This window comes from Mesorhizobium sp. Ca11 (genome assembly GCF_020165275.1).
Taxonomy (GTDB): Bacteria; Pseudomonadota; Alphaproteobacteria; order Rhizobiales; family Rhizobiaceae; genus Mesorhizobium.
The window spans coordinates 182,290-196,613 of the sequence record NZ_JAIUHU010000005.1; the positions used below are offsets into that span (position 1 = coordinate 182,290).

The window sequence follows — 14,324 nt, forward strand, 5'->3', positions numbered from 1 at the left end:
GAGCGCCGGTCGGCTCAGTTTGACACGGCTCAAATCACCGCTTCTTCGAGAAACGGTTCATTCCGCGGTATGCGTTCGTAGCTGAACGGCGACAGGTCGAGCGTCTGAAAAGCCCCGTGGACAATCAGCTCCGAGACCGCCCGGCCGACCGCAGGCGACTGCTGCAGGCCATGACCGGAGAAACCGTTGGCGAACATGAAGTTGGTCACCTCCGGGTGGAAGCCGACGATACCGTTGTGATCGAGCATGTTGTATTCGTAATGGCCGGTCCAACTGGTCTGCACCTTCAACGCGTCGAAGGCTGGAATGCGGTGCCAGAGCGCCGGCCAGATGTAGTCGTCGAACTCTTCAAAATGCATCTCGAAGTCGTCATAGTCGGCCGGCCCGTCGCCCTGCGGCGTGTTGCCGGTGAGGAAGAGCTCGCCTTCCGGACGCACGAAGGTGCCGGAAAGGTCAATGACATTGGGCATCCTGCCCGGAATCGGATTGGCGCTGGCGAAGACGAAACTGTACCGCTTGTAGGGCGCGACCGGGATGGAAAGGCCTGCCATGGCTGCGACCTGCTGCGCGCGTGGGCCGGCCGCATTGACCAGCGTTCCGCAGGCAACCGTCTCGCCGGTCGCAAGTCGCGCCGCGACGACCCGACCATCAAGGACGTCCAGCGCCGTCACGGCATTGTCGATATATTCGACGCCGCTCGCGCGCGCCGCGCGGCGGAAGCCGTTGAGCATGCCCATCGAATCGAACCAGCCCTCTTCGCGCGAACCCCACGAACCGCCGCCGAGGTCGTCGACATTCAGCCAGGGAAAACGTTCTTTCAACGCGCCCGGTCCGAGGAAGACTGTGTGAGCCCCGAGGCTGCGCTGCAGCTCAACCCGCTCACGCGCCGCGTCCACGCCTTCGGGCGAGCAGCAGTAGAGATATCCGTGTTCCTTGAAGCCGAGATCCGGCGCCTGCTCATTTGGGTAGAATGGGGCCATCCGCTCCTGGAAGGTGCGGATGATCTCGATGCCGAACTGGCTGATCTTCACATTGATCGGGTTGGAATACTGCTGGCGGATTGCGCTGGTGGAGAGCGCCGTCGAGGAGAACTCGTAGCTTGAGTCGCGTTCGACCACGAGGATCGACGCGCCGCTGCCCAGCGCCTGGCTCAGCCAGTAAGCGGTCGACGAACCGATCACCGCGCCACCGACGATGACGATGTCGTAGGCGTTCCGGGAAGGCGCCTTGTAAGGAGGAATTGCCATGGCTTTTCCTACTGCCTGAACGAAGCGATCAGGGCATCCGAGCCCCGCGCCAGCAAACCGAGATCCGAGCCCACCGCAATCATGGTGAAGCCGTCGGCGACATAGCGGTCGGCGTCGGCCTTGACCGGCGCCAGGATGCCGCTGGCCTTGCCAGCGGCGGCCGCGGCCTTGCGCACCGAAGCGATCGCCTCCTGCACATGTGCAGCGCCTGGATTGCCCATCGCGCCCATATTGGTGGAGAGATCGCCGGGGCCGACGAAGAGCACATCGACGCCCGCGACAGCGGCGATCTCGCCCGCATTGGCGACGCCCGATTCGTCCTCGATCTGGACGGCCAGCAGCTGCTGCTCGCGTGCCTTGGCGTGGTAGCTGGCGATGCGGCCAAACGCATTGGCACGATGACCGACGGAAAAGCCGCGGAAGCCGCCTGGCGCATAGGTCATGGCTGCGACGATGGCGCGTGCCTGATCGGCCGTGCGCACATTGGGGATCATCAGACTGCGGGCGCCGACATCCAATGCCTGCTTCATGAGAATTGCATCATCCGCCGGTAGGCGCACCACTGCCTCGCAAGGAAACGCTGCCGCGACCTGAAGCTGCGCCATGATGCTGCGCAGATCGTTCGGGCTGTGTTCGCCGTCGATCAGCAGCCAGCCCGTCCCGGAGCCGGCGACGACCTCGGTGGTCAGCGCCGAAGCCAGCGAGCACCAGATACCGATGTGGGGTTTGCCCGCCTGCACAGCAGCCTTTAGCGAATTGACACGCTCCTGCATTTTGCGATCGGTCTCCAATGAGAAGAAGGTGCATTGAAATTTATATGATGTCCTATATCATATGGCAAGCTTGGCCTGCAAGATGGCTCTGGCCGCAACGGAGTTGCAAATGAAGATTGGCTTTATCGGACTGGGCGTCATGGGGGCGCCGATGGCAGGGCATCTCGCGGACGCGGGGCACGAGGTCGTCACGGTGCTCAACCGCTCGCCTCTGCCTGCAGATCTGCGAGCATCGGTCGTCGCCTCCGCCGCTGAGGTGGCGCGGACCGCCGAGATCGTCATCACGATGCTGCCCGACACGCCTGACGTGGAGCGCGTCCTGTTTGGCCAAAACGGCGTGCTTGAAGGGATATCCGCCGGCAAGCTGGTGATCGACATGAGCTCGATCAGCCCGATCGCCACAGCCGAATTCGCGACGAAGCTACGAGAAGTCGGAGCGGGTTTTCTCGACGCGCCGGTCTCCGGCGGCGAGGTCGGCGCCAAGGCGGCCACGCTTACCATCATGGTCGGCGGACCGGCGGCTGAGTTCGAGCGCGCGCTGCCGATCTTTGAGAAGCTCGGCAACAACATCACGCTGATCGGCGAAAAGAACGGCGCCGGCCAGACCTGCAAGATCGCGAACCAGATCATCGTCGCGCTCAACATCGAGGCGGTTGCCGAAGCGCTGGTCTTTGCCGGCAAGGCCGGCTGCGATCCGGCGAAGGTGCGTACTGCCCTGATGGGCGGCTTCGCCTCATCGCGCGTGCTTGAAGTGCATGGCGAGCGCATGATCGCCCGCGCCTTCGCCCCGGGTTTCCGCATTCGGCTGCACCAGAAGGATCTCGGTCTTGCGCTCGAAAGTGCTCGCGCGCTTGGCGTTGCATTGCCGGGCACGGCAACGGCGCAGCAGCTGATGAACGCCTGCTCAGCGCGAACCGCCGGCGCGGACGCCGACCATTCTTCACTCGTGCGGGCGCTCGAAATCCTGAGTGATCACGAACTGTCAAACGGAAAGGAATAACCGATGCGCGGAACCGGCAAGGCCGACATCTTCGTCATGCTGGCCCATCCCGTGGGCCATGCGAAGAGCCCCGGCATATTCAACGAGATCTTCGAGCAGAAGGGGCTCGACAGCCTGATGGTGCCGCTGAGCTGCCGTCCGGAAGATTTCGACACTTTCTGGGCCGGCATCACGGCGGCCGAGAACATCAGGGGTGTGATCATCTCCGTGCCCTATAAGGTCCCGGTCTACCACAAATGCGCGGCCGCTCACGACCGCGCCGCGCGCGTGCAGAGCGCCAACTCGGTGCGCCGGCAGGCGGACGGCAGCTGGTATGCCGACAATTTCGACGGCGTCGGCTTCATCGATGGCTTGAAGGCAGGCGGACACCAGATCGCCGGCAAGCGCATCCTGCAGGTCGGCGCCGGCGGCGCGGGGTCGTCGCTGACCTATTGCCTTGCTGAAGAAGGCGCGGCCGAGATCCGTCTCACCGATGTCGACAACGTCCGCGCCCAAAAGCTCGCTTTGCTGGTCAACAAGTCCTTCCCCGATTGCCGCATCGAGGTCGCAGATCCCGACCCGTCCGGCATGGACATGGCGATCAACGCGACGCCGTCCGGCCTGAAAGCCGGCGACCCGCTGCCGATGGATGTTAGCAAGCTGACCCCGAACATGACAGTGGTCGACATCATCATGGAGCCGGCCGAGACCGCCCTGCTCAAGGCGGCGAAGGCAATCGGCTGCCGCATCCAACCCGGACGCCCGATGATGGATTTCCAGGTCGAGGCCATGGCCGCGTTCTTCGACATCGAGCGGAAGGACCGCCACCATGGCTGACGCGCTGACCGCCGTCGTAATCGGCGGTACGTCCGGCATCGGCCGCGCCATCGCGGAGCGCTTCGCCGAGGACGGCTTTCGGGTGGTGGTGGCCGGCCGCGATGCCATCCGGGGCAAGGAAGTGGCCGGCGCCAGCGAGAGCGCCGGCGCGCCGCGTGCGCTCTTCGTGCAGACCGACGTCGCTGACCCCTCCTCGGTCGAGGCTCTGGCGACGGAAGTCGTGAGCGCGTTCGGCACGCCGCACATCCTGGTCAACTGCGCCGGCATCCTGCAGAGCGGCAAGCATGTGCTCGACCAGGATCTCGACGAAGACGAGCGGATGTGGCGCATCAACTATCGCGGCACCCTGCTCGGCTGCCAGGTGTTCGGCCGGCTGATGTCGGCGGCCGGGCGCGGGGCGATCCTCAATGTCGGCTCGCTTGCCTCTTTCGCGCCGCTGTCGCTGCCGGCCTATACGCCGGGAAAACATGCGGTGCTGGCCCTCACCCAGATGTTGGCCGCCGAGCTCGGCCCGCATGGGGTACGCGTCAATGCCGTGGCTCCGGGTTACACGCTGTCGGACGGGCTGAAAGCAAAGATCGCCAAGGGCGAGCGCAACCCCGAAGCCATCCAGGCGACCACGGCGCTGCGCCGCTTCGTCGAGCCGCGCGACGTTGCCGAGGCCGCGCTGTTCCTGTGCTCCGACCGCGCCGCCTCGATAACCGGCGTGACCCTGCCCGTCGATGCCGGCTGGCTCGTCCAGGCGCCCTACGCGCAGTATCTGCAAGGCAATCCCATCCGGCTGACGCCGGCTACCTGAGAGAGAACCCGTGACCGACATCCAGCGCTTCGACTTCGACACCCGCGTTCATCACGGCGTCATCCACAACGGCACGCTTTACCTGACCGGCCAAGTCGCCAAACCGGGTCAATCCGCGTCCGACCAGATGCGCGAGGTGCTCGGCAAGATCGATGCCTTGCTCGCCACGGCCGGCACCGACAAGACCCGCATCCTTCACGTGCAAATGTGGCTGGACGACGTGCGCGATTTCGACGAGGTCAACACGGTCTGGGATGCCTGGATGCCGAAGGAGCACGCGCCGGCCCGCTCCTCCGGCGAGGGCCGCATGGCCAAGCCCGGCATGCTGGTCGAGCTGATCGTGACAGCCGCGGTTTGAATGGTCCTGCCGGTTCGGGCATCATCCCGAATCTGAACTTGAACGGAAGGACCTCAATGACGAAACGCAAGCCGCTTTCCACCCTGGTGGCGGAGAGCCTGGCCGAAAAGATCCGCTCCGGTCAGTTGCAGCCCGGCGCGCAACTGCCGACCGAGGCGGAGCTTTGCGCCGAATACGACGTCAGCCGCACCGTCGTGCGCGAAGCAGTGGCGCGGCTGCGCTCCGAGGGTATGGTTGTGCCGCAGCAGGGGCGCGGCATGTTCGTCAGCGAGACGCCGACCCCGCGCAGTTTCTCGATCCCGGACGAGGCACTCAGGACCCTGCCGGAAACCATCTCCTTGCTTGAACTCAGACTGAGCGTCGAGGTGGAATCCGCCGGGCTCTGCGCGGAACGCCGCACCGACAAGGAAGCAAGCGGCATCCGCGCCATAATGGATGACATCGACGCGCAGCAGGCCGACCCCGCCGCGGTCCAGATCCATTACGATTACGACTTCCACCTCGCGATCGCCAAGGCGGCGCGCAACGAATTCATCTACGGCTTCCTTGCCTATCTCGGGCCGATGATCGTGCCGAGATTCCAGCTCGGTTATGTCGTCGAGCCTGCCCTCAAGGACAGCTACTACGCGCGCATCCACAGCGAGCACAAAGCCATCGTCGATGCCATCGAAAGGCAGGACGGAAGCAAAGCCCGACAGGCGATGCGCAAGCATCTGCAGAACAGTTTGGGACGTGTGCGCGCACTTGCCAAAGCCTCGGGCGTCGAGGCAACCGAGGCCGAGCAGAAGGCCGCGGCGGCCTCGCTTTTCACCAAGCTGAAAAAGCCTTTGCCGACCGCCGGGTAGGTTCACCGACTTCGACGTCGTTTGCCTCTGTCGCCGCGCGGGCGGCCGGTTGTTTACGAAAGCCATGTTTTTTTCAGCTGGCGATCGGAAATCCGCCTTCGCGGGTTGAGGACATTGTTTTCCTTGGGATAGCAGCGTTTGTCGCCGCATAGGCACGCCGGAATATTCCAGCCGCCGAAAGGCGTTCGAAAGTTTATCTTTCCTTTTTGCTGCTTTTCTTGGTTTCGCGGCATCGGCCCAGGCCGCAAACTGAAATCCAAGCAATCGGGGAAGCCCAGGTGACGACAGCCTTCATAACAGGAGCGACGAGCGGCATAGGGCGGGCGATGGCAATTGCGCTGAGCGACGCCGGCTACGACGTCTATGCCGTCGGCCGCAGCCAGGCCGCGCTCAAGGAGCTACAGGCCGAGCGTCCGGGCATCGTGCCGATCGCCGTCGACGTTACCGACCGCGAGGCGCTGGAATCGGTGCTGGCCGATCTCACCGTCGACGTCTTGATCAACAATGCCGGCATCATGCCGCCGCTCGGCAATTTCGCCGATATGAACATCGCCGACATCGACACCACGCTCGAGGTGAACCTCAGTGCTGCGATCCTGCTCACCCGCCTCGTCGTGCCGCAGATGCGCGAGCGGCAGTCGGGCCATATCTTGTTCACCGGTTCCGTCGCCGGCCACACGGCATTCTCCAACATCGCCGTCTACGCGGCCACCAAGGCGGCGATCTCCGGCTTTGCCGGCGCGCTGCGCGCTGACCTCTCTGCGTCCGGCATACGCGTCACCGAGATCGTCGCCGGCCGTGTCGAGACGCAGCTCTATGAAGACATCCTCGACGCCAAGGCGCGCGAGGCCATGTACGCCAGCAAAGTGGTGCAGCCGGATGACGTGGCCAAGATGGTGACCGCGGTTCTCGCGCTCCCCGCATGGGCCGACGTTACCCGTTTTGACATCATGCCGACCTGGCCAACCTCGCCGAGCGGCACCAAGTAAGGGAAACAGGATGAAAGACCTTTCCGTTCTGATCGTTGGCGGCGGCGCAGGCCTCGGCGCTCTTCTCGCCCGCATGGCCGTGGAGGCCGGAGCGACAAAGATCGGTATCATCGACATCAACCAGGAAGCAGCGCAGAGCGCGCTCGATCCGGCAAAGGCCAAGAGCCTGCCGACCGCAGCGGCGACTTGCGACATCCAGGTCGGCCCACAGTGCCATGCCGCTTTCGACGCCATCGTTTCGAAGCTCGGGCGCATCGACACGCTGATCAATTGCGCCGCCATCTATCCGCGCCGTCCGCTGCTCGAAATCACCGACGCCGATTGGGACGCCTCCAACGGCATCAACATCAAGGGCACCTATCACATGATGGTGGCCGCGGTTCGCCACATGCAGGCGCAAGAGCCGAAGAACCATGTCCGCGGGCGGATTGTGAACCTCACCTCGGTCGATGCCTTCAAGGCGCATCCGCAGAACGCCCATTATGCAGCGACGAAGGCAGCCGTCGTCAGCCTGACGCGCTCCTTTGCCCATCACGTCGCCAAGGACGGCATCCTGGTGAATTCCGTCGCACCCGCCGGCATGGCCACGGAGAAGGCAAAGGCGCTCGGTTTCCTCGAGGAGCTGGCTAAGGCAAGCCCTCTCGGCCGCGGCGCCGAGCCGGCGGAAATCGCCGAGTGGGTACTCATGACGGGCGGACCCAAGAATACCTACATGACCGGTGAAAACGTCATTGTCTCAGGTGGTTACATCTACGCCTGAACCAATTTCATCAGCCCGGCCCGGCTGACATTCAGCAGTGCATGATCGACGGAGTCTCGAACGAAAGGAGGCGGAATTCCCATGACCGGCAAGCTTCGCCTCCCATCGCTCAATGCGCTGCGCGTTTTCCACGCCGTCGCGCAGCACAAGAGTTTTAGGCAGGCAGCCGACGAATTGCTGGTCACGCCGCAAGCGGTCGGGCAGCAGATCAAGCTGCTGGAGGACACGCTCCAGGTGACGCTGTTCGAGCGCAAGGGTCGTTCGATCGAGCTGACCGAATCCGCCATTTTGCTCTCGCACTACGTCAAGGCCGGCTTCGAGGAGTTTTCCGAAGGTGTCCGCCGCGTCACCAAGTCGAACTACCGCGACCGCATCAACCTCAATGCCAGCCCCTACTTCGCCACGCACTATTTGCTGCCCAGGCTCTCGCTCTTCCGCGAGATGCTGCCGGGCGCCGATCTGCGCCTGACGACGATGGTCGACCTGCCTGACTTCGGGCGCGACGACATCGATATGACCGTGCAGTGGGGCTACGGCAACTGGCCGGACTATGAAACCACGCTCTTGGTGCCGGATCCGAAGATCATTTGCTGCACGCCGGCGATCGGCGAAAAGATCAAGTCGGCGCACGATCTCACGAAGTTCACGCTGCTCGACACCGTCAAGTCGAAGCGCCTGTGGCCGGATATTCTGCGGCACCTTGGCGTCGAGCTGACGGATGGAGACCGCAGCATCAGCTTCGACGATGCCGCGACCATGCGCCGGGCGACCCTGCAAGGCATCGGCGTCGGCCTGGTTTCCGTGATCGATGCCGAGGAAGATTTCCGCTCCGGCGCGCTGGTGGCGCCGATCGGCCGCGACGCTATTGCCGATATGAAGCCGGAGGAAGTGCCTGGTTTCTATCTCGTCGTCCCGCGCGGGCATCTGCGCGTGAAGGCAGTGGCGGCGCTCCATCGGTGGCTGGCCCAGGAGGATTGGCGGAGCGACCTGAAACTCTCCTTGCCGAAACCGACCCCGCTTTCCGACTGAGAGGCGGCTTCGAGACCGAGTCCCGAAGACATCTTGCAGGGCTCCAACAACAAGAAACGGAACAACCTCAACAGTGGAGACAACAACTATGAAAATGATCAAATGGGGGGCCGCCGCCATGGCCCTGGGCCTCGCGCATCTGGCGGCGCCGGCTGAAGCCGCCGGCGGCAAGACGCTGGAGACCGTGAAGGCCCGCGGCGTGCTCAACTGCACCGGCCATGACGGCTCCTATCTCGGCTTCGCAGAGGTGGACGACAAGGGCAACTGGAAGGGCATGGACATCGACCTCTGCAAGGCGGTGGCGACCGCTGTGTTCGGCGACCCGGCGAAACTGAAGATCGTGCCGATCAGCTGGGCGCAGCGCTGGCCCTCGCTTCAGTCGGGCGATGTCGACATCATCATCAAGGCCTCGGGCGGCACGCTCAGCCGTGACACCGAGCTCGGTCTGCAATTCTCGATGTCCTACTACCTCGGCACCACCAAGGTGATGGCGCATAAGGAGCTCAACCTGAAGTCGCTCAAGGATGCCAATGGCGGCACGATCTGCATTCCCGCCGGCACCTCGCAGGAACAGCAGGTCGCCGCCTACGCCCAGAAGCTCGGCATCAAGCTCGAGCCGGTGCTGATCGAAAAGACGGAAGAGTTGGAGCAGGCCTACTTCTCCGGCCGTTGCGATCTTTATGCGCAGTGGGGTCCGACATTGGCCATCGCCCGCATCGCCAAGAGCAAGGTCGAAGACCATGTCATCCTGCCCGACGTGCTCGCGGTAGAGCCGGAAGTCATGATCATGCGCCAGGGCGACGACAATTGGGTCGACATCGCCAACTGGACGCTGAGCACACTGATCTTCGCCGAGCAGGAAGGCATCACCTCCAAGAACGTCGACGAGATCAAGGCCAAGCCGACCTCGCCGCAGGTGGCGAAGTTCCTTGGCGTGACGCCCGGCATGGGCAAGGGCCTCGGACTCTCCGACGATTGGGCCTACAACGTGATCAAGAAGGTCGGCAATTACGGCGAGATCTTCGATCGCGACCTAGGCAAGGACTCGCCCTACAAGATGGATCGCGAGCTGACCAATTTGTGGAACAATGGCGGCGTCCTGTTCCCGCTGGTGATCGACTGATCCACGTCTGACGGTGTTACCGCTCAAGGCTCCCGCCTGGCTTCGGCCGGGCGGAGCCGGCGGCAATTCGAGAAGGATTGGTCAATGGTCAGCCTGCTGAGAAATCAGAAGGTCCGCAGCGCGCTGTTGCAGGTCGTCTATGTCGGTTCGCTTGCGGCCCTGGTGCTCGCAGGCATCATCATCGCGCGGCGGAATCTCGCGGAGCAAGGGATCACCTCGGGATTCGATTTCCTCTACAAGTCGACGGGCTGGGACGTGAACTTCTCGTTGCTGCCGGCCACGGCCAACGATCCCTATTGGTGGTTCTTCCTCATCGGCATCATCAACACGCTGTTCCTGGGCTGCACCGGGCTGATCCTGGCAACGCTCGTCGGGACGATCGTCGGCCTGGCGCGGACCTCATCCAACGAACTGGCGCGATTGCTCGGCCGCACCTATGTCGACATCTTCCGCAACATCCCGCTGATCCTCCAGGTCTTCTTCTGGTACGCTTTGATCACGCACCTGCCGACGCCGCGCGCTGCGCACGAAGCCTGGGGCTTTCTGCTGACCAGCCGCGGCCTCTACGTGCCGGCGCCGAATGTCGGCGGGATGGCAATGGCGCTGGCCACATCGGCCGTGATCGCCGCCATCGCGCTGCCGGTCTGGCTGGGCAGGACGTCACGGCTCAGCCAGCCGTTCGGCCAGCGTGCCACCATTCAGCTTGCCGGTGCTGCTGCGGCGCTGGCCTGCGCGGCCATCGTTTTGGTGGTAGGACGTCTGCCTGACGCACCGCTGCTCGATTTCCCGGCCCTGGAAGGCCTCAACCTGAGGGGCGGCCTGCGCGTTCCGCCGGAATTCTCCGCCTTGGCTATCGCGATCGCCATCTATGGCGGCTCCTACATCGCAGAAATCGTGCGCGGCGGCTTCAAATCTGTCGGCATGGGCCAGATGGAAGCTGCACGCTCGCTCGGTTTGAGCCCATGGCGCGTCTTCACGCTGGTGCGTCTGCCGCTGGCGTTGCGGGCCATGCTGCCGATCCTTGCCAACCAGTATGTCTGGCTGATGAAGGCCACGACCATGGGCATTGCCGTCGGCTTCACCGACTTCTTCATGATCGTGGCGTTGACCATCAATCATTCCGGCCAGACCCTGGAAGTGATCGGCATCCTGATGGGAGGCTTCCTCGCCATCAATCTCAGCCTCGCCGCCGTCTTCAACCGCATCAACAAGGCCATTGCCCTCAAGGGCAATCAACTGAGGGGATGACAGAGATGGAGATGGTCATTGTCGCCCCCCCTGCCCCGGGCAGGCTCGAAGACCTGAAGCGCCGCTTCTTCGCGACGCCGCTCCAGGCGCTGCTGTCGCTGATCTCCCTGGCGATCATGGTCTCTATCGTCTGGAAACTGCTCAACTGGGCAGTCTTTTCTGCCGTCTTCACCACGAGTGGCGGGCCAGAGGCGTGCCAGGCGGCGGCAGGAGCCTGCTGGTCGGTCATCGCTGCCCGGTGGCGGATCATCCTGTTCGGCCTCTATCCCTTCGAGGAGCAATGGCGCTCCGCGCTCGCCTGCCTGACCGTGGTGGTGATGACGGTGCTGAGCTGTATTCCGGCCTTCTGGACCGGACGCCGGATCGCGCTGGTGTGGGGAGCAGGAGCAGCGTCGTACTACGTGCTGATGAAGGGCGGCGTGCTCGGCCTTTCCTATGTCGGCGAGGAAGCCTGGGGCGGGCTGGCGCTCACCCTCTTCATCTTCGTGACCACCTGCCTGATCGGCTTTCCACTGGCGGTCTGCCTGGCGCTGCTGCGCCGCTCCGAGCTGCCATGGATATCCAGGACCACCGGTCTCATCATCGATGGGGTCCGGTCGTTGCCGCTGATCTCGATCCTGTTCACCTTCGCCATCGTCCTGCCTTTCGCCTTGCCGCAGTGGCTGGCGGGCGACAAGCTCTACCGGGTGATCCTGGGTTCCGCCTTGTTCTTCTCCGCCTATCAGGCCGAGATCGTCAGAGGCGGCATGCAGGGCGTCCCGGCCGGGCAGGAAGAAGCCGCCATGGCGCTCGGCATGAGCTACTGGCAGCGTATCGGCCGCATCCTTCTGCCGCAGGCGATGCGCAACGCGCTGCCGGCCACGATCAACCAGTTCGTCATCTCGTTCAAGGAGACCTCGCTGGTGGTCATCGTCGGCTTCTTCGAGATCCTGGCCTCCGGCAACGCCGCCTATGGCACCGGCGAATGGCGCTTCGCATATGTCGAGGTCTATGCCTTCATTGCCTTCATCTATTTCGTCTTCGTCTTCAGCCTGTCCCGCTACGGCGCTTACCTCGAGCGCCGCATGGCGGTCGGCGAGCGGTAGGAGGCGCGCATGGATTCCACGCTCCCGTCCGGCCCGGCCGTGCATATCGAAGGCCTCGACAAACATTACGGGTCGTTCCACGCGCTGCGAAAGATAAACCTCTCCGTCGGGCGCGGCGAAAGGATCGTCATCTGCGGTCCGTCAGGCTCCGGCAAATCCACCCTGATCCGCTGCATCAACCGGCTCGAACAGCATGACGGCGGCCGCATCGCCGTACTCGGCACCGAGCTCAACGACGACGTCGGCAATATCGACGGGATCAGGCGCGAAGTCGGCATGGTGTTCCAGCACTTCAATCTGTTCCCGCACATGACGGTGCTGGAGAACTGCATGATCGCGCCAATGATCGTCCGCAAGCGGCCGCGCGCGGAAGCCGAGACGACGGCCAGGCGCTTTCTGGAGAAGGTGCGAATCCCTGAGCAGGCGATGAAGTTTCCGAGCCAGCTTTCCGGCGGCCAGCAGCAGCGCGTCGCGATCGCCCGCGCGCTCTGCATGCAGCCGCAGATCATGCTGTTCGACGAGCCGACCTCGGCGCTCGACCCGGAGATGATCGCCGAGGTGCTGGATGTCATGGTGACGCTCGCTTCCGAAGGCATGACGATGATCTGCGTGACCCACGAAATGGGCTTCGCCCGTCGCGTCGCCGACCGGGTCATCTTCATGGACGGCGGCGAGATCGTGGAAGAGGCGCCGCCGGAGGCGTTCTTCACGTCCTCCCGAAATGAGCGAACTCGTCAGTTTCTGTCGCAGGTGCTGGGTCATTGAACAGCATCCCGGGAGATGCAACGTTCGCGCGCACATCAGCAGGAATTTCAATGACCGATCCCATAGTCGCCCTGCGCGGGATACTCGGACCGAAAGGCTGGCTTTCGGGCGATGATGCCCAACCTTACCAGCGCGATTGGCTCAACCGCTACGGCGTCCGGCCCGTGGGCGTCGCCCGCCCCGCCAACACCGCGGAGGTGGCCGCGGTCGTCAAGGCTTGCCGGCAGGCAGGATTGGCAGTCGTGCCGCAAGGCGGCAATACCGGCCTGTGCGGTGGGGCCGTCGCCGAGCAGCCCGACGCGGTTATCGTCTCGCTGTCGCGCATGACGGCAATCGGCGAGCCGGATCCGGAGAGCGGCTCGATCGCGGTTGAGGCAGGCGTCGTGCTCGCCGCGCTGCACGAGGCGCTGGAGCCGCATGGCCTGATGTTCCCAGTGCATCTTGGGGCCGAAGGCAGCGCCAGGATCGGCGGTCTGATCGGCACCAACGCCGGCGGCAGCCAAGCCTTCCGCTTCGGCATGATGCAGGATCTGGTCCTCGGCCTCGAGGTCGTCATGGCGGACGGCACGGTGTGGGACGGAATGCGCGCGGTACAGAAGGACAATGCAGGCTATCAGCTGCGCAAGCTGTTCTGCGGTTCGGAAGGCACGCTCGGCATCGTGACGCGAGCAATCCTCAGGCTCTATCCCTCGCCAAAGCAGCGGGCGAGCGCGCTGCTGGTGATGTCCGACTTCGCCGCCGCCGTGTCGTTCGGTGCGTTTCTGCGTGGCGAGGCCGGAGAGTTCCTGGCCGGCCTTGAGTTCTTTTCGGATGTCGGCCTGACGCTCGCGCTCAAGCATCTTCCAGACCTCGCCTATCAGCTGGAGACGCGGGGCGACGTCTATCTGCTCGTCGAGATGGCGTCGGGCTCGACGCGCGTTCCCCTCGACGACATCCTGGGTTCGGCGCTGGAATGGGGCATGGAGCAAGGCCTGGTCGTCGATGGCGCGCTGGCCAATTCGGGCGCGCAGCGGGCGCAGTTCTGGCGCCTGCGCGAGGAGCAGCCGGAAGGCCAGCGGCTGGAGGGCGAGCAGCTCAAGCACGACATCTCCGTGCCGCCGGGCGCGATCGCGCGCTTCATCGAGGCGGGCGCGAAACTATGCCACGAGATTCTTCCGGGCGTGCGGATCAACCCGTTCGGCCATCTCGGCGACGGCAACATCCACTACAATCTGTCGCCGCCGGCGGGCCGCGCCGATTTCGATGGGAAGGCCGCGGTATTCGCTGAGGCGCTGGCCGCTTCAGCCACCGACATGGGCGGGAGCTTCGCCGCCGAGCATGGGCTCGGCCGCGCCAAGATCGCCATGGCCGACCGGAATAGAAGTCCGGTGGAGCGGGAGCTCATGGCACGGCTGAAGGATGCATTCGATCCGTCGGGCATCATGAACCCCAGTGTTTTGGTACGGATTTCATAGCGAAAGAAAAACTTTCGTATGGATCGCATTTCT

At 63.9% G+C, this 14,324-nt stretch carries 15 protein-coding genes; 13 read left to right on the forward strand and 2 right to left on the reverse strand.

Annotated elements, in window-relative coordinates; genetic code table 11:
* Positions 1-29 precede the first annotated feature (29 nt).
* Positions 30-1,247 carry an NAD(P)/FAD-dependent oxidoreductase gene (locus LB538_RS11205; RefSeq protein WP_224523020.1) on the reverse strand — a complete coding sequence of 406 codons (1,218 nt, stop codon included), beginning with the start codon at positions 1,245-1,247 and terminating at the stop codon, positions 30-32.
* A gap of 8 nt (positions 1,248-1,255) precedes the next feature.
* Positions 1,256-2,020: an HpcH/HpaI aldolase family protein gene (locus LB538_RS11210; protein ID WP_224523021.1), complete on the reverse strand. Its 765-nt coding sequence runs from the start codon at positions 2,018-2,020 to the stop codon at positions 1,256-1,258.
* 109 nt (positions 2,021-2,129) lie between these two features.
* Between LB538_RS11210 and LB538_RS11215 the strand changes: the two genes are divergently transcribed.
* The 13 genes from LB538_RS11215 to LB538_RS11275 all read left to right on the forward strand — a co-directional run bounded on the left by LB538_RS11215 (position 2,130) and on the right by LB538_RS11275 (position 14,291).
* Positions 2,130-3,020, forward strand: coding sequence for a 2-hydroxy-3-oxopropionate reductase (locus LB538_RS11215; protein ID WP_224523022.1), 891 nt, complete (start codon positions 2,130-2,132; stop codon positions 3,018-3,020).
* 3 nt (positions 3,021-3,023) lie between these two features.
* Complete coding sequence (locus LB538_RS11220) at positions 3,024-3,836, forward strand: shikimate dehydrogenase family protein (protein ID WP_224523023.1); 813 nt, start codon at positions 3,024-3,026, stop codon at positions 3,834-3,836.
* Positions 3,829-4,635 (forward strand): SDR family NAD(P)-dependent oxidoreductase, encoded by an 807-nt coding sequence (locus LB538_RS11225; protein WP_224523024.1) that lies wholly within the window; start codon positions 3,829-3,831, stop codon positions 4,633-4,635. Before LB538_RS11220 ends, LB538_RS11225 begins: the two co-directional genes overlap by 8 nt.
* A 10-nt stretch (positions 4,636-4,645) precedes the next feature.
* Entirely contained in the window at positions 4,646-4,993 is a 348-nt protein-coding gene (locus LB538_RS11230; RefSeq protein ID WP_140543967.1) for a RidA family protein, read from the forward strand.
* Positions 4,994-5,049: 56 nt separating this feature from the next.
* On the forward strand, positions 5,050-5,838 hold the full coding sequence (locus LB538_RS11235; protein WP_224523025.1) for a FadR/GntR family transcriptional regulator: 789 nt from the start codon (positions 5,050-5,052) through the stop codon (positions 5,836-5,838).
* A 278-nt stretch (positions 5,839-6,116) separates the two neighbouring features.
* The gene (locus LB538_RS11240; protein WP_140630300.1) at positions 6,117-6,827 is read left to right on the forward strand and encodes an SDR family oxidoreductase; all 711 of its coding nucleotides are present in this window, start codon (positions 6,117-6,119) and stop codon (positions 6,825-6,827) included.
* 10 nt (positions 6,828-6,837) lie between these two features.
* Positions 6,838-7,587 (forward strand): SDR family NAD(P)-dependent oxidoreductase, encoded by a 750-nt coding sequence (locus LB538_RS11245; protein WP_224523026.1) that lies wholly within the window; start codon positions 6,838-6,840, stop codon positions 7,585-7,587.
* A gap of 81 nt (positions 7,588-7,668) precedes the next feature.
* Positions 7,669-8,616, forward strand: a complete 948-nt coding sequence (locus tag LB538_RS11250) for a LysR substrate-binding domain-containing protein (RefSeq protein ID WP_224523045.1) — start codon at positions 7,669-7,671, stop codon at positions 8,614-8,616.
* 88 nt (positions 8,617-8,704) lie between these two features.
* Positions 8,705-9,739: an amino acid ABC transporter substrate-binding protein gene (locus LB538_RS11255; protein WP_224523047.1), complete on the forward strand. Its 1,035-nt coding sequence runs from the start codon at positions 8,705-8,707 to the stop codon at positions 9,737-9,739.
* Between the two features lie 84 nt (positions 9,740-9,823).
* Positions 9,824-10,987, forward strand: coding sequence for an amino acid ABC transporter permease (locus LB538_RS11260; protein WP_224523049.1), 1,164 nt, complete (start codon positions 9,824-9,826; stop codon positions 10,985-10,987).
* Positions 10,988-10,998: 11 nt separating this feature from the next.
* Positions 10,999-12,072, forward strand: a complete 1,074-nt coding sequence (locus LB538_RS11265) for an amino acid ABC transporter permease (protein WP_224523051.1) — start codon at positions 10,999-11,001, stop codon at positions 12,070-12,072.
* Between the two features lie 9 nt (positions 12,073-12,081).
* Entirely contained in the window at positions 12,082-12,837 is a 756-nt protein-coding gene (locus tag LB538_RS11270; protein ID WP_224523053.1) for an amino acid ABC transporter ATP-binding protein, read from the forward strand.
* 50 nt (positions 12,838-12,887) lie between these two features.
* Positions 12,888-14,291, forward strand: a complete 1,404-nt coding sequence (locus tag LB538_RS11275; RefSeq protein ID WP_224523055.1) for an FAD-binding oxidoreductase — start codon at positions 12,888-12,890, stop codon at positions 14,289-14,291.
* Positions 14,292-14,324: the final 33 nt, after the last annotated feature.

What these genes read in the sequence shown, in the direction of transcription:
- LB538_RS11250 (WP_224523045.1), top strand. Translation starts at nt 7,669, where the DNA reads ATGACCGGCAAGCTTCGCCTCCCATCGCTCAATGCGCTGCGCGTTTTC.
- LB538_RS11225 (WP_224523024.1), top strand. Translation starts at nt 3,829, where the DNA reads ATGGCTGACGCGCTGACCGCCGTCGTAATCGGCGGTACGTCCGGCATC.
- LB538_RS11205 (WP_224523020.1), bottom strand. Translation starts at nt 1,247, where the DNA reads ATGGCAATTCCTCCTTACAAGGCGCCTTCCCGGAACGCCTACGACATC.
- LB538_RS11275 (WP_224523055.1), top strand. Translation starts at nt 12,888, where the DNA reads ATGACCGATCCCATAGTCGCCCTGCGCGGGATACTCGGACCGAAAGGC.
- LB538_RS11215 (WP_224523022.1), top strand. Translation starts at nt 2,130, where the DNA reads ATGAAGATTGGCTTTATCGGACTGGGCGTCATGGGGGCGCCGATGGCA.
- LB538_RS11260 (WP_224523049.1), top strand. Translation starts at nt 9,824, where the DNA reads ATGGTCAGCCTGCTGAGAAATCAGAAGGTCCGCAGCGCGCTGTTGCAG.
- LB538_RS11210 (WP_224523021.1), bottom strand. Translation starts at nt 2,020, where the DNA reads ATGCAGGAGCGTGTCAATTCGCTAAAGGCTGCTGTGCAGGCGGGCAAA.
- LB538_RS11245 (WP_224523026.1), top strand. Translation starts at nt 6,838, where the DNA reads ATGAAAGACCTTTCCGTTCTGATCGTTGGCGGCGGCGCAGGCCTCGGC.
- LB538_RS11220 (WP_224523023.1), top strand. Translation starts at nt 3,024, where the DNA reads ATGCGCGGAACCGGCAAGGCCGACATCTTCGTCATGCTGGCCCATCCC.
- LB538_RS11235 (WP_224523025.1), top strand. Translation starts at nt 5,050, where the DNA reads ATGACGAAACGCAAGCCGCTTTCCACCCTGGTGGCGGAGAGCCTGGCC.
- LB538_RS11265 (WP_224523051.1), top strand. Translation starts at nt 10,999, where the DNA reads ATGGTCATTGTCGCCCCCCCTGCCCCGGGCAGGCTCGAAGACCTGAAG.
- LB538_RS11255 (WP_224523047.1), top strand. Translation starts at nt 8,705, where the DNA reads ATGAAAATGATCAAATGGGGGGCCGCCGCCATGGCCCTGGGCCTCGCG.
- LB538_RS11270 (WP_224523053.1), top strand. Translation starts at nt 12,082, where the DNA reads ATGGATTCCACGCTCCCGTCCGGCCCGGCCGTGCATATCGAAGGCCTC.